Origin of the sequence: Chitinibacter sp. SCUT-21 (assembly GCA_041874755.1) — a bacterium.
GTDB lineage: Bacteria > Pseudomonadota > Gammaproteobacteria > Burkholderiales > Chitinibacteraceae > Chitinibacter.
In genome coordinates, this window is the sequence record CP102611.1 from 1,713,258 (window position 1) to 1,728,020 (window position 14,763).

A 14,763-nucleotide genomic window follows, 5' to 3' on the forward strand; every position below is an offset into this window, starting at 1 on the left:
TTACCATCTAAAATTAAGCAGGTATTCCCTCGGCAATAAATTGTCGAATCATTGTGAGCAATTCCTCTTCCTGATATGGCTTACCAAGATAGGCATTGACCCCAAGGTCAAACGCGTATTTCTTATGCTTATCAGCAGTACGCGATGTGATCATGATGATTGGAATATGGCGAGTATCCTCAGCCACACGTACATTTCGAGTTAACTCAAAGCCATCCATCCGCGGCATTTCGATGTCGACCAACATCACTGCGGGTTTCACATCGTGCAACTGCTGCAATGCATCAACTCCATCTTTTGCCGTCACGACTTGGAAACCTTCGCGAGCCAGCAATCGACCAGTGATCTTGCGCACTGTTAATGAGTCATCGACCACCATCACCACTGGTGCTGTCGCTAATTGCTCTGGCATTGTTGCTTGTGAGACTTGCTGTGGCGTTGCAGTTTGCTGACGTACAGAGCTCACGATTTGCGTCGACTGAGCCAACAACGCCAATGGATTCATAATCAGGACAATTTCACCCGTGCCTAGGACAGTTGCACCAACCACCCCTGGAATACGCGCTAGTTGCGGACCAATTGGCTTCACAACGACCTCTTGGTTCTTCACCAATTGATCCAAGTGTAGCGCAATACGCTCAGCGCCAGAACGTAGCAAGACAACGGTAGAGTAACGTTTCTGCTCGGGAACTGCTTCAATATCCCCTAAGAGACGCGGCAAATAGGCGAAACGGTAACGTTGTCCTAACCATTCTTGGTATTGGTTCTTGTACAAATCCGCCAAAGCTTCTTGCTTCAACTCTTGTACTTGCTCAACCATCACAGACGGGATTGCAATTAGGCGCTCACCACCTTTAACCAACAAGACTTGAGCAACTGCAAGCGTTAATGGCAGGTGAATAGTGAAAGTCGTCCCCTGACCAGCAACCGACGATACATCGATCTTGCCGCCCAAATTACTCACTTCATTTTTCACCACATCCATGCCGATGCCACGACCAGAAAGTTGCGTAACGGTGGTGGCGGTCGAGAAACCAGGCTCAAAAATCAATTGGCAAACGTCGGCATCCGAAACATTTTGCTCTGCATTAATTAGGCCTTTTTCAAGCGCTTTTTGACGAATGCGATCAACATCCAAACCGCGGCCATCATCTTTGAGCAAAAGAACTAACTCATTGCCTTCTTGACGAACTTCAATTTGAATCTCACCAAATTCTGGTTTACCACTTTGCCGACGCGCTTGCGCGTCTTCAAGGCCATGGTCAATCGCGTTGCGGAGCATGTGCTCAAACGGTGAGATCATTTTATCGAGCACACCGCGGTCGATATCAACCCGACCGCCTTTCAACTCTAGATTGACCTTTTTACCGACTTCTTTACCGGCTTGACGGGTCAAACGGTACAAACGTTCAGAAACGCTGGAGAACGGCACCATACGCACGCGCATCAAACTTTGTTGCAACTCTTTCGTCATACGAGATTGTGCTAGCAAAGCTGCCGATGACTCATCCAAGTTTTTCAATAAATGCTGCTGCACCGTTGCCACGTCGTTAACCGACTCGGCCATAAAGCGTGTTACTTCCTGCAAACGGCTAAAACGATCAAATTCAAGCGGATCAAACTCGCGGTGCATATCTTGCACTTCTTTCTCACGAGCTTGCATTTGAGATTCTGCTTGAATCTCCAACTCACGCAACTGAGCACGCAAACGTGCCACGTTTTCAGTCAAATCAACCAATGATGATTTCAGCGCCACCATTTCTGACTCGATACGGGTCCGAGAAATGGCAACCTCACCGGCTTGATTGACCAATTGATCAATCAATTCAGATTTAACACGAATCACTGTTTTATTATCGGGATCCGCAGCTGCTAACAATTTGGGCAATACAGGCGCAGCAGCAAACTCCGCTTGCGCCACTTTTTCTACCGGAGCTGGGGCAGGCTGGCTTAGTTCAGCAAACAGGGCCAGCACGAGGTCATAGTCCGCTTCAAGTCTTTGGGCCAGCGTAGGATCACTAGCTTGACTATCAATGAGGCGCGACTCCATGACGTGGGCTGCTTCACCCATTCGCATTGCGCCACTCATACGTGCACTGCCTTTCACTGTGTGCAGTGTACGCTTAAGTCGCTTAAATGCAGCTTCAACGTCTCCACCATGGGCAAGGCTACGAATATCCTCACCGATCAGCGGTAACAATTCCTCAGACTCTTCGATAAAGATAGGCAGCAACTGCTCATCAATATCATCGTTCAGATTGGATTCAAGCTCTAGCAACGCAGAAGCACGAGGCTCCTCGCCTGAGAGTAATTGGTTGATTGGCGACGCGCCCACCACACCAGCAACCTGCTCAGTTGAAGCGGTCAATGCTTCCAAAATTTGTTCTGCTTCTGCTTCTGCTTCTGCTTCTGCTTCTGCTTCTGCTTCTGCTTCTGCTTCTGCTTCTGCTTCTGCTTCTGCTTCTGCTTCTGCTTCTGCTTCTGCTTCTGCTTCTGCTTCTGCTTCTGCTTCTGCTTCTGCTTCTGCTTCTGCTTCTGCTTCTGCTTCTGCTTCTGCTTCTGCTTCTGCTTCTGCTTCTGCTTCTGCTTCTGCTTCTGCTTCTGCTTCTGCTTCTGCTTCTGCTTCTGCTTCTGCTTCTGCTTCTGCTTCTGCTTCTGCTTCTGCTTCTGCTTCTGCTTCTGCTTCTGCTTCTGCTTCTGCTTCTGCTTCTGCTTCTGCTTCTGCTTCTGCTTCTGCTTCTGCTTCTGCTTCTGCTTCTGCTTCTGCTTCTGCTTCTGCTTCTGCTTCTGCTTCTGCTTCTGCTTCTGCTTCTGCTTCTGCTTCTGCTTCTGCTTCTGCTTCTGCTTCTGCTTCTGCTTCTGCTTCTGCTTCTGCTTCTGCTTCTGCTTCTGCTTCTGCTTTCTGCTTCTGCTTCTGCTTCTGCTTCTGCTTCTGCTTCTGCTTCTGCTTCTGCTTCTGCTTCTGCTTCTGCTTCTGCTTCTGCTTCTGCTTCTGCTTCTGCTTCTGCTTCTGCTTCTGCTTCTGCTTCTGCTTCTGCTTCTGCTTCTGCTTCTGCTTGCAATGGTGTGCTCTCATCCAACTCTAAGTCGAGCGAAATTTCTTCTAGCTGATGACTTAATTCCAGCAACGCTAATTCGGACGCCGGACTAGTTGAGTCAACGAGGGGAGCATCAAGTAAAGCAAGATCAGTTAAATCTTCTTGGCTCGTTATTTCTGCCGGCTCAGTAGCCGCGTCACTATCGAAAGACAGGTCAAACTCTGAATCACTCGTTTGGAGTTGAGCAAAGCTCGATAACAACTCTGGCGCTGAGATTGGAGCTTGCAGCTGGAGAATATCGTTGAGCATTTGCTCCAAGGTCGCTACCGCATCAGCAAACAAACCAATGTGCTCTGCAGATGATTCACCCATATTTTGCAGCGCATGCTCAACCGCGTACGACAGCTCGCCTTGAGGAATAAAACCGGCAGTGGATGCAATCCCACCAAAGGTATGCGCGGCCAAAACGAATTGTGGCTCTACCTTATTGGACTCAGCCAACACAGCAACGCCATGCCTCATTGCACTTAAATGCTTTTGCGCTTCCTCGCAGAAAATGCCAAATAGCACGGGTGAAACTCGAACCGTACCAATTTGCAAATCTTCCTGCTCATTAGTAAATGCTGCAGCCTCATTAACAACTTCGGGCTCAATAGTTACCGACTCAACTTTGGTCTCAGGCTCAAGATCTGCATCTTGGCGCAAAGCCAATGCTTCCGCTTCAATATCACTCGCCTCAACCGCAACTTGGCCGTGAGATTGCAACTGAGCAACCCATTCCACAAAGGCTCGATGCGTTTGTGTCAGCAAACTCAATAACCGAGCTGAAACTGGTTTTTCCAGTTGCAGCCATTTATTCATCACTTGTTCAATAGACCATGCGACCTCACCAAGCTGGAACAAACCAACCATTCGACCGCTTCCTTTGAGGGTATGGAAGCTACGGCGGATCGTCGTAATGGCCTCATGTTGAAGCGGGTCATTGGCTAGGACTTGGATATTGGCATCAATAGCGGCTAGAACTTCGACGGCCTCTTCCAGATAAACCTCAAGTAACTCGGCGTCCATCGCCGCCTCAGATACCGGAAGAGGTTTGTTATCTGCAACATCCGGCGCAATAGCCACAGCTATCGCAGGAGCTGCAACAAGCCCTTGCAACTCCGGCTCGGCCTCCAATACAGCCATCGGCTCTTCAACTAACTGAGCTTCTCCAACGCTTTGGGCTGGTTGCCCCTTCAAACGCAATAAAACAGGAAAGAGCTGCTGATGATCATCGCGGCCATTGGCCATATCATCGACATAAAAACCAAGTGCCGATAAAGCTTCCGCCAAATCCTCTAGTTGATGCTGCTCAGGCGCGGTTTCTGATTCAATATACCCAGAAATATGCAATAAGCACTCATGACACAAATCAACTGCAACAGTACGATCCAGCATCATCAGAGCGCCTTGCACCTGATGTAACATCGGTTCAATCTGGTTCAATGCAGCACGCTGATTCACATCTCGGAAATATGCATCCAGTATTTCTTCGATACCAAGCAAGTTGGTGCGCATTTCGTTAGCCAATTGACCAAGCAGCATTCTTTCTTGAGCTTCTCGGCTAATTTCATCTAACTGCGGGAGTTCGAAACCCGCGTCTGGATTAGAAAAGCGCGCACAAAGGGCCTGAATTTGCTCTACAAAGTCATCAGCCTGATTGGGGTAAATTAATAATGCATTTTCGGCCAATAATAATCCGGTAGCGACTTCTAAAGCTAAGGAATCATTGGCACCTTGAGCCGCGCAGGCATTTTCTAGTGTCGCCCAAAGCTGGGGCAGTCCTTCAATTTTTAGTGGTTCAGACTTGCTAGCTAGTTGCTTTAAATTTTGGCGAACCGTATTTAGTTTTTCTAAATTGCCACTAGCAACCCGCGACCACAATTCTTTAGTTTGAGCGACTTCATCCCGCAGTGCCCGCGCCAATTGCTGACTAGCAACCGACTCGACAGAGATCACTTCCTGCTGGTTTGGGATCAAGGCGGACAATTCAAACTGTATGACAAGGCCTTTCGCAAGAGCACTATCCGTATCCATTTGCGCCAAGATATACAACAGATCGCGGAACAATCGCTCTGCCACCTTTGTAGACCCATCAGCCAAACGCCGGATTTGCAAATTCAAGCGTAACAACAATTGCTTCGCTTCAATATCTAATGCAGCTCGATTAGTCCCAAGGCCATCCACCACCGCTGCGGCAGTCCACCAAAAGGCACGCGGAACATTTGAACTTTGAGCTTTGGCTAAATCCGCCAATGCAGCAGCCATTACAGGTGTTACGCTATTTTGCCCCTTCAACCAGCGCAATAGCCCGCTTTCATAGCGTGTGCGCTGCTGACGAATCAACGCAGTCAGTGACGGCCCCGTCAACGGGTTGCTTGGTAAGCCTGCTGGCAAATCTAACATTAGCTGCGGATAAAATAGCTCGGCACCAGAATCATTGCCGTGCCTTAATTGCGCCATTTCCTTAAATGTTGGAAGCAGGCTCAACGGCACATTTGGCATTCCCGCCATTAATCGCTGTAAATATTGAGTGACGTCGATCAGGGCGCGTTGAGCAACCGCAACACATGAACTATCAAGCTCACCACGATCCAGCGCAAAGACCAACTGCTCGATCTCTTCACAAAATCGGGCTACCCCTGTCAACTCAACCAAATCTAGCGCACCAAAAGCTTGATGCAAATAACTAGCGGCGTGTTTCAAACTAGCAGCATCTGTCTTTTGCAGATATTGCGTGAGCGCGTCATTGGCTTTGCTTAGGGTGCTTTCAATTTCAGCGTTAACCCATAGCAGAGAGCTTTTATCAAATTCAGTATGCATGCTCATGGCAGAATCCCATGAAAGAAGGGCTGAGGCGAGCGCTCAGCCCTTATAGATAGAAAAATTAAGACAGCTTAAAGCCGGAAACGGAAGACTTCAGTTCTGCGGCAAGTCCAGTCAACTCACCAACTGCATTCGCAGACTGTTTCGTACCTTCTGTAGTCTGCTCAGTAATCGCCAAAATGTCGCGCATTGTAGTCGTTACTTTTGCCGCCAAGGCAGTTTGACCTTCAGTTTCATTCGCAATCGATTCAATCAAGCGCGCTAGTTCACGAGATACCTTACCGATCTCAGCCAGTGCCGTACCTGCGGCATCTGACAACTTAGCCCCCTCAACCACACCTTGAGTTGATACTTCCATCGCCGCCACCGCATCATGCGTATCGGCCTGAATCGTTTTAACAATCGCACCAATCTGCTTAGTCGCTTCGCCAGAACGCTCTGCAAGTCGTTGAACCTCTTCGGCGACCACAGAGAAGCCTCGACCGGCCTCACCAGCAGCAGCTGCTTGAATTGCTGCATTCAAAGCCAATACGTTGGTTTGCTCAGTAATATCAGAGATCAACTCAACAATCTCACCAATCTCTTGTGAAGATTCGCCCAAACGTTTAATTCGTTTGGCAGTTTCTTGAATCTGCTCGCGAATTTCACCCATACCTTTAATTTGGTTATTTACCGCTTCAGCCCCTTGCTCCGCCACCGTCAGAGAAGTTTGTGCAACCTGCGCTGATTCAGCGGCGGTACTTGAAACACCCTGAATAGAGTGAACAATTTGCTCAACGTTATGATTGGTTGTCTCAATCTCTTCTGATTGACGTTGTGCAGCAAGCAAAAGCTGCTCAGAGATTTGCTGTGCTTCAGTTGTTGCTGAGTTTACTTTCTCTGTTGCACGGTTAATACCGGTAATCAGTGAACGCAACTCTTCAATCGTAAAGTTGATCGAATCGGCAATTGCCCCCGTCAAGTCTTCTGTTACCGAGGCACGGATCGTTAAGTCGCCGTCCGCCAAATCACCCATCTCATTAAGCAAACGTAAAATCGCATCCTGATTCTTACGATTTTCACTTTCAGAGGCCAAGCGTCGTTTCACAGACTCTTGGTTGAATACTCTGACCAACAAGAGCAATGCGCCAAGAGAAAGCGCAATCAGCACAACCTCAATCAACGTAATAACAAAGCCACCAACCTTATTCTGATATTGATCAGCCAGCTCAATTGAGTCACTCAATAGCTTATCGGAATCACGAACAATTGCTTGGTTAGCTAGGCGTGTGTTAACCAGAGGTTGCATATTCTTCGAGAATGACGCAACAACCACCTCAAAATCTTTGAACAAGACATCAATTTGCTCCAGCTTTTCAGCCAGCGCAGAGGTTTGCACTGCACGCAAACCTAATTCTGCATTTCCTTCAGAAAAACCTTGAACGATTTCCTTGAATGTAGATACGTCTTTACCTAGCAAAAATACAACTTCAGGATTGATTAACTCTGATGCCAACATGGCGTTGGCATTTTTTGACATACGCTGCGAGAGCATCGATAGCTGGTTAGCGTAGTCCAATTCACGCGCATTCGCCCCTGAGTCACTTAGCATTGATGTTAATTGCTGAGTTTGCTCCAACAATTTGGCATCATTCGTGTTAATACCATCAACACTCTTACCGATCGTAATCAATTGAGGCTTTTGTTTTAAGATGGTATCAACAGTTGGACGGCTAGGATTTGGGCGATAAGAAGCATTCCAGGTTTCATTGAGCTTGGCTAATTGCTCAGATCCAGACACTTGAAACAAGTTGAAAATGCTGTTGCCATCGGTTAGCTCTTTCAAGTTTTCATCAAACTTTAAATAAGCTTCTTCCAAAATTTGGAATGATTCTGCATTACCTTGCACAGCTTGATTGGATGCTCGAGCTAAACGCTGCGAAAGCATCTGCATCTCTGTTGCAATCGCTTGATGCTTAGCGTTATTTTCGGCGGCCTTAAATGATAAAAAGGCCGTTAAGGCAAATAACACCAAGCTGCTAATCATCACAACCAGCATAATCGCCATTTGCTGACGTGGAGCTAAGTGGCCGATCAGGGGCAGTGGTTTTAGCGCGTTGCTATCCCCCCCTTCGGGTAAGCGCATTTTGTCTAAAATCCACGTCGTTCGAGAAGGATCAAAAGACTGCTTCTTGTCTGTCGTTTTTCCTGCTCGATCAGACCCCGAAAAAAGGCCTTTTATCTTATCTACCACACCCATCCTAACCTCCCAAACCACTTTAATTGTGATCTATATTTTTATGCGATCCCAGTCTGCAAAAAGCTAGGCTGCCCTACTAAGGCAGCAACATCTAAAGTCTTCCAGTTTTGCCCTGCCGCATCCTGATAAACATCACCAACCCAAGGCTTCTTATCCACCGCAGCGGGGAGCAGAGTTAAATCTGCCACATGCTTTAAACCAAGCATTCGATTCACCAACACGGCAGCATGAGGCAAATGCCGTGGCTGCAATAAAACTAAACGCGACATTGCCGTAAACCCTGGGTGCGGCAAACCAAAGAACGCCGGCAAATCCGTCACGCTCACCAAATTACCACGGATATTTGCTACACCCTTAAACCATGCAAAACCGAGCGGAACTGATGCAATCGCTGGCACTGGCATAACTTCTGCCACATCAGCCAAATCAACTAGCCAATTTTCAGTGCCAATCATAATACCGAGACAAGCATCAACCTGCGCGACAGCTGCCACGCTTTGCAGGCGATCCATTACACCTTGCTGGTACTCGCGCAAACTAATGCGTTTAGCCATTTGCAACCCCAGCTATTTACAGGTTGGCAATCTTATTCAGCAATTCTTGCGAATCAACTGGTTTAACCACGTATTCAACGGCACCTTGGCGCTTGGCCCAAACCATATCGGTTTCTTGATTTTTCGAAGTACACATAATGATAGGGATGTGTTTAGTTGCTTCATCACGACTGATTGTGCGCGTAGCTTGAAAACCATTCATCCCTGGCATCACCACATCCATCAAAATCAAATCTGGCATCAGCTCTTTTGTTTTCTGAACTGCCTCTTCACCTGACTCTAGCGTCATGATTTGAAAACCATTTTTAGTCAGTAATTCACCTAAAAAATGGCGTTCAGTTGGCGAGTCATCAACAATCAAGATTTTTTTGATCGACATAATTATTTGTGTTCCATTCATTAAATAATTCAAACAATGTCTGCATGGGCACGAACGGCCGCTAGCAAACTGTCTTTCGTAAACGGTTTAGTCAGATATTCATCCGAACCAACCATGCGGCCACGCGCACGATCGAAAAGACCATCTTTAGAGGATAACATGACGACAGGAGTTGCCTTAAAACGCGGATTTTTTTTAATCAGTGAACACGTTTGATATCCATCGAGCCGTGGCATCATCACATCAACAAAAATCACGTCTGGATGATGATCTGCAATTTTAGCAAGCGCATCAAAGCCATCTTCCGCCAAAATTACTTCGCACCCCGCTTGCCCCAAAAAAATCTCAGCGCTTCGGCGAATGGTATTGCTATCGTCAATCACCATTACCTTAACACCCGTTAAATTGGACATGAGACTCCCCCGAATTGGATCACCTAGCTCTTAGCTTTTTTGCTAGGGAACAACGATAACACACCAAAACGAAAGTGGATGCTATCTAAATTAGTTTTATATTAAGGGAAAATCATATTCTGCCGACTGAGCATAGGGCAAGATTATTCAGGAAAGCGTAGAAAAAAAGAAACCCCAATCGAAGTATCGCTTGATTGGGGCCAGATAGATTGCTTCTAAACTAGAAGCCCCGCTCAGGGAGGAAAAGCGGGAGGTGCAGGGGCGCACCTAAAGATTAAGATAGTCGTCCTGACTTATTTAGCAAGGAGAATCATTCTCCGTCCATCGGATCACTCTCAGCCATTTGCTGCATCACATCATCAAACCAGCTCCCCACCACCTTTTCGACATCAGCAACGCCTTGCTTTTTCGAACTAGAGAATAACTGGACTGTAATTTGCGGATTATTCTTGAACTCATCCTTTACTTGACGCAAGGCGAGGACTTTTTCTTGATTATTGAGCTTGTCAGACTTCGTCAGCACGCAATGTACGGGCTTTCCAGTGGGCAGAAAAAAATCCAGCATAACGCGATCTAGATCAGTGAGCGGGCGACGGCTATCCATAATCAGCACCAAACCAATCAAATTTGGACGCGTCTCTAAATATTTCCCAAGCAGTCCCTGCCAATGTTTACGCACCGCCTCCGGCACCGCGGCATAACCATACCCCGGCAAGTCCACCAAGCGGCGAGTATTACCAAAATCAAAATAATTAATATGCTGAGTACGCCCTGGTGTTTTTGATACAAAGGCCAGGCGAGTATGGTTTGCTAAAGTATTAATTGCACTGGATTTACCCGCGTTCGAGCGGCCAGCAAACGCCACCTCAAGCCCCTCTTGGGGGAGTGCCTTTAAGTCATTGACAGTAGTTAAGAATGATAAGCCTTGAAATAGGGACATCTGAGAGCGCCATAGTGGTTTGTATCGGGGTCTTGCTATAGAATACCAGCATTTGATAGACCATCGTCGGCAGACTAAGGGCAAAAGCCCACAAAAACGACCGACGTACGCTTAATTTACGGGAGCGGATTTATGCGCAGCATGACTGTGGCGGTAAAGCTAGCAGCACTTTTGATGATGGCACCAGCTGTTTTTGCCGCTGGCGCCAAGGGTGACCCTGCCAAGGGCAAAATGATTGTCGATCAAGTCTGCGCGGCCTGTCACGGCGCCGACGGCAACAGCGTTGCTAGCGCCAACCCAAGCCTAGCTGGCCAGCACCCTGAATATATTGTGAAACAGCTAAAAGAATTCAAATCACAGAAACGTAAAAATGCCGTGATGTTAGGCATGGCAACACCATTGTCGGATGCCGACATGGCCAACGTAGCCGCCTACTACAGCAAACAAACACCGAAAGCGAAAGGCGCATCGAACAAAGAATTGATCGAAGCCGGCAAGAAAATCTACCGCGGTGGCATTGCTAGCAAGCATGTTCCAGCCTGTATGGCCTGTCACGGCCCAGCTGGCGCTGGTATTCCAGGCCAATACCCACGCCTATCTAGCCAGCACGCCGCGTACACCACAGCGCAGTTGAATGCATTCCGCTCAGGTGAGCGCGCAAACAACCAAGTCATGACGGATATTGCCAGCAAGATGACGGATCAAGAAATCAAAGCGGTTTCTGAATACATCCAAGCAATTCATTAATTTTCGACAGGAACTGTTTGCTCTCGCAGCAGACCAAGAGGGGTCGCGATTTAGCGCCCCCTTTTTTGTTATGACCCAAAATACTCGCCACACCTCATTTTCGCGCGCCTTGTTTGAGCTACTTTCATCAATGCGCTTTGCCATCAGCCTGCTGACGATACTGGCCATTGCGTCGATTATTGGCACCGTACTCAAACAAAATGAGCCTTACGTCAATTACCGTGTTGAGTTTGGCGATTTTTGGTTCAGCATTTTCGAGCCGATCGGCCTATTCGATGTATATCACTCAAGCTGGTTTCTGGTGATTTTGGCTTTTCTCGTGGTTTCGACAAGCTTATGCATTTGGCGTCACCTCCCTGGCGTGCTGCGCGACATCAAAGGTTATCGCGAGAAAGCGACACACAATTCTTTGCGCCTAATGAGTCACCACGCAGAAACTGAGCGTGTGCTGGAGCAAACCACAGTACAAGCGCACCTCAGCAAAAATGGCTATCGTTTTAAAACACGGCAAGATGGTGACACGCTAGTCATTGCCGCCAAAAAAGGCAGCTGGCAAAAACTCGGCTATTTATTCGCCCACGCCGCCATCGTCGTCATTTGTATTGGCGGCCTCATGGACGGCAACTTGCCACTGAAAATTTTAGAAGCCACCGGCAGCAAAACCCCTGAAACGCGTGATATCCCGCAAAGCCAAATTCCGCCTAGCGCCCGCCTAGAAAGCAATAATGTATCTTTCCGCGGTAATGTTACTTTATCGGAAGGCGGCTCAGCCTCTGTCGTGTTCCTCAATGCGGGACAAGGTTATTTTGTCCAAGAGTTACCCTTCGTGCTCAAGCTCAAGAAATTTCATATCGAGCACTATTCAACCGGCATGCCCAAATTATTTGCCAGCGATGTCGACGTCTATGATTTAGAAACCGGCAAACTGCGCACCAGCGCCACGATTAAAGTAAACCACCCTTTAATCATCGATGGTGTTGCGATTTACCAAGCTAGTTTTGGCGACGGCGGCTCTGGCCTTGAATTTGTGCAGTGGGATTTAAAATCTGGCCAAACCGAAACATTAAAAACGCGCTCACAAACATCCCAAGCGCTTAATTTAGCCGGCGCAGCGTACCAGCTCGAAGTGGGCGATTTACGGCCGTTTAATATTGAAGAACTCGGTAAAACCGAGAGCAAAACCTCGACGATGGCCGTTGACCAACTGCAAGAAGCGATGGCGAGCGCACAATCAGTCAAAGCCGACCGCAATCTGCGTAATCTAGGCCCGATGATTCAGTTCAAATTGCGCGACGACACAGGTCAGGCGGTTGAATATCAAAACTATATGGCGCCATTTTTTGAAAATGACGCCGCGTATTACATGACGGGTATGCGTCGAGAGGTAGCTGCACCATTTAGCTTTACGCGCATACCCCTTGATAACGATATGCAACTAGCAACGTTTATGCGCCTACGCCAAGTCTTGCTCGACCCAGAGTTGCATGCAGAAATCGCGCGCCGCACCGCTGCGAAAGCCCAAGCCAATGGCGGTGTTTCTAGCGAAAGCCAAGCCCAATTTACCGATGTAACGCGCAATGTCTTGGCTCAGTTCGCCAGCGGTGGTCTCCCAGCGATTGATCGCTTCCTGAGCGAAAAAGTCCCGGAGGATAAGCGCGCGGCTGTCGCCCAAACGTATCTAAAAATTTTACAAGGTGCGATGATCGATGCGATGGACGTGGCGCAAGGCAAATTAGGCTTGCCCAGCATTCCGGTCAATGAGAAACAATACCGCTTCTTGATGGATAGCTTGGTCGCCACCAGTCAGCTCTTTGAATATGGCGCACCAACCTTATTGCAACTGAATGGTTTTGATGAAGTCAAAGCCAGCGGCTTCCAATTGACCCGCTCACCCGGGAAAAATGTGGTTTACCTTGGCTCCTTACTTTTGATTATCGGGATGTATTGCATGTTCTACATTCGAGAAAATCGCGTTTGGATCCGCATTAACCCGCAAGGCACACTCATTGCGATGAGTAGCAATCGCAAAACACCAGAGCTAGAAAAAGAATTCTCAATGCATCGCGATGCATTGATCAACGAAACCAAAGAGTAAATAGTCATGACCTCACTCTTGCAAACACGCCGCTGGCCCGATTTTATCTTTGCCGCGCTGATCATCGCCACCGGCTTGGTCACATGGAATTTATACGGCAATTACCTCGATTATTATGAGCAAGGCATCTTAATTGGCTCGGCAGCAGGTCTGATTTGGCTAGGCTGGTTTTGGGCGCCATTGCGTTGGTATTTCCCAATTAGCGGCGCAGTGTCATTGCTGGCCATCGAGATGTACCAAAGCGATTTAGCACGCGGGCAAAGCGCCTTTTTACTCAAATACATCTTGTCCAGCCAATCGGCCGTGATGTGGATGTGCGTGTTGTTCTTTTTAGCGATGCTGATGTACTGGGTCGGCGTATTCAAACGCTCGTCCACCGCCTTGCGCACTGCAACAGGATTAACTTGGGCCGCAGCATACATGGCGCTGATTTCCAAGCTGGTACGCTGGTATGAAAGTTATTTAATCGGCACTGACGTTGGACATATTCCAGTTTCAAATTTATACGAAGTCTTCATTCTGTTCTGCTTGATTACGGCTTTGATGTATTTGTATTACGAAGCCAAATTTAATGCCAAAGCGATGGGCGCTTTTGTATTGCCGATTATTTGTGCTGCCGTCGCTTTTATCATTTGGTATACCTTTGATCGCCAAGCGCACGAAATTCAGCCGCTGATTCCGGCACTGCAATCGTGGTGGATGAAGATTCACGTGCCCGCCAACTTTGTCGGCTATGGGGCGTTTGCCATTGCCGCCATGCTTGGCGTTGCGTGGCTATTGGCCACACCTAAAGAAACTTCCCCTACTGCACGTAAAGGGTTACTGATTAGCTCGGCGGTCATTTTTACCGCCACGCTGATTGCACATATGAATGCTGCTAGCTTAGCTAGTGATCCAAACAATCTAACCGGCGTCGCTTTTGCCGCTAAGTTTGCCTATAGCTTTGCCCTACTGCTGCTGGTAGCAGCCAACCGTGGCGTGCTCAAAAACTACTTCCCAAAGCCAGAAATCCTGGAAGAAGTGTCGTACCAAGCGATTGCGATTGGTTTTCTCTTCTTTACGATTGCTACGGTACTGGGCGCGATGTGGGCGGCCGATGCTTGGGGTGGTTATTGGAGTTGGGATCCGAAAGAGACTTGGGCTTTGATCGTTTGGCTTAATTACGCTGCATGGCTACATATTCGTCTAGTCAAGGGCTGGCGTGGTGAAGTACTGGCTTGGTGGTCGGTCATCGGCCTTTTCATCACCACCTTTGCCTTTATCGGAGTAAATATGTTCTTGTCTGGTCTGCACTCCTACGGCGGGCTGTAATTAGTCCGAGGTTAAAATAATCAACATCAACAAGTGATATGGCCTATGGGCGATATCACTTGTTTCTAATACACAACACATTAACCCGCGCCTAGTAATAGGTTTAATCCCCTGAATTCACTGCAACTCTTTAGCTATTGCTAACAAATCAACTACACCGCGCCATTTTGTTCATCAGTTAG

The 14,763-nt window shown here is 47.9% G+C and carries 10 protein-coding genes; 3 read left to right on the forward strand and 7 right to left on the reverse strand.

From position 1 onward, the window contains the following. Positions 1-13: 13 nt before the first annotated feature. The 7 genes from NT239_07990 to yihA all read right to left on the reverse strand — a co-directional run bounded on the left by NT239_07990 (position 14) and on the right by yihA (position 10,428). Positions 14-2,377: a response regulator gene (locus NT239_07990; GenBank protein ID XGA72749.1), complete on the reverse strand. Its 2,364-nt coding sequence runs from the start codon at positions 2,375-2,377 to the stop codon at positions 14-16. Then, on the reverse strand, positions 2,352-5,384 hold the full coding sequence (locus tag NT239_07995; GenBank protein ID XGA72750.1) for an Hpt domain-containing protein: 3,033 nt from the start codon (positions 5,382-5,384) through the stop codon (positions 2,352-2,354). The genes NT239_07990 and NT239_07995 overlap by 26 nt, the downstream gene beginning before the upstream one ends. Positions 5,385-5,964: 580 nt before the next feature. Continuing rightward, positions 5,965-8,028, reverse strand: a complete 2,064-nt coding sequence (locus NT239_08000; GenBank protein XGA72751.1) for a methyl-accepting chemotaxis protein — start codon at positions 8,026-8,028, stop codon at positions 5,965-5,967. 152 nt (positions 8,029-8,180) lie between these two features. Then, positions 8,181-8,696 (reverse strand): chemotaxis protein CheW, encoded by a 516-nt coding sequence (locus tag NT239_08005; protein ID XGA72752.1) that lies wholly within the window; start codon positions 8,694-8,696, stop codon positions 8,181-8,183. A 16-nt stretch (positions 8,697-8,712) separates the two neighbouring features. Then, positions 8,713-9,069 (reverse strand): response regulator, encoded by a 357-nt coding sequence (locus NT239_08010; protein ID XGA72788.1) that lies wholly within the window; start codon positions 9,067-9,069, stop codon positions 8,713-8,715. A 35-nt stretch (positions 9,070-9,104) separates the two neighbouring features. Next, positions 9,105-9,488 (reverse strand): twitching motility response regulator PilG, encoded by a 384-nt coding sequence (gene pilG, locus NT239_08015; protein XGA72753.1) that lies wholly within the window; start codon positions 9,486-9,488, stop codon positions 9,105-9,107. 310 nt (positions 9,489-9,798) lie between these two features. Further along, positions 9,799-10,428: a ribosome biogenesis GTP-binding protein YihA/YsxC gene (gene yihA, locus NT239_08020; GenBank protein ID XGA72754.1), complete on the reverse strand. Its 630-nt coding sequence runs from the start codon at positions 10,426-10,428 to the stop codon at positions 9,799-9,801. Between the two features lie 132 nt (positions 10,429-10,560). Here yihA and NT239_08025 point away from each other — a divergent pair, with 132 nt between their 5' ends. From NT239_08025 to ccsB, 3 genes are all read left to right on the forward strand, one after another. After that, positions 10,561-11,175 (forward strand): cytochrome c4, encoded by a 615-nt coding sequence (locus tag NT239_08025; GenBank protein ID XGA72755.1) that lies wholly within the window; start codon positions 10,561-10,563, stop codon positions 11,173-11,175. Positions 11,176-11,245: 70 nt separating this feature from the next. Beyond that, entirely contained in the window at positions 11,246-13,270 is a 2,025-nt protein-coding gene (locus NT239_08030) for a cytochrome c biogenesis protein ResB (GenBank protein ID XGA72756.1), read from the forward strand. 6 nt (positions 13,271-13,276) lie between these two features. Then, positions 13,277-14,581: a c-type cytochrome biogenesis protein CcsB gene (gene ccsB, locus NT239_08035; GenBank protein XGA72757.1), complete on the forward strand. Its 1,305-nt coding sequence runs from the start codon at positions 13,277-13,279 to the stop codon at positions 14,579-14,581. Positions 14,582-14,763 lie beyond the last annotated feature (182 nt).

What these genes read in the sequence shown, in the direction of transcription:
- NT239_08000 (XGA72751.1), bottom strand. Translation starts at nt 8,028, where the DNA reads ATGCGCTTACCCGAAGGGGGGGATAGCAACGCGCTAAAACCACTGCCC.
- NT239_08005 (XGA72752.1), bottom strand. Translation starts at nt 8,696, where the DNA reads ATGGCTAAACGCATTAGTTTGCGCGAGTACCAGCAAGGTGTAATGGAT.
- pilG (XGA72753.1), bottom strand. Translation starts at nt 9,488, where the DNA reads ATGTCCAATTTAACGGGTGTTAAGGTAATGGTGATTGACGATAGCAAT.
- yihA (XGA72754.1), bottom strand. Translation starts at nt 10,428, where the DNA reads ATGTCCCTATTTCAAGGCTTATCATTCTTAACTACTGTCAATGACTTA.
- NT239_08025 (XGA72755.1), top strand. Translation starts at nt 10,561, where the DNA reads ATGCGCAGCATGACTGTGGCGGTAAAGCTAGCAGCACTTTTGATGATG.
- NT239_08030 (XGA72756.1), top strand. Translation starts at nt 11,246, where the DNA reads ATGACCCAAAATACTCGCCACACCTCATTTTCGCGCGCCTTGTTTGAG.
- ccsB (XGA72757.1), top strand. Translation starts at nt 13,277, where the DNA reads ATGACCTCACTCTTGCAAACACGCCGCTGGCCCGATTTTATCTTTGCC.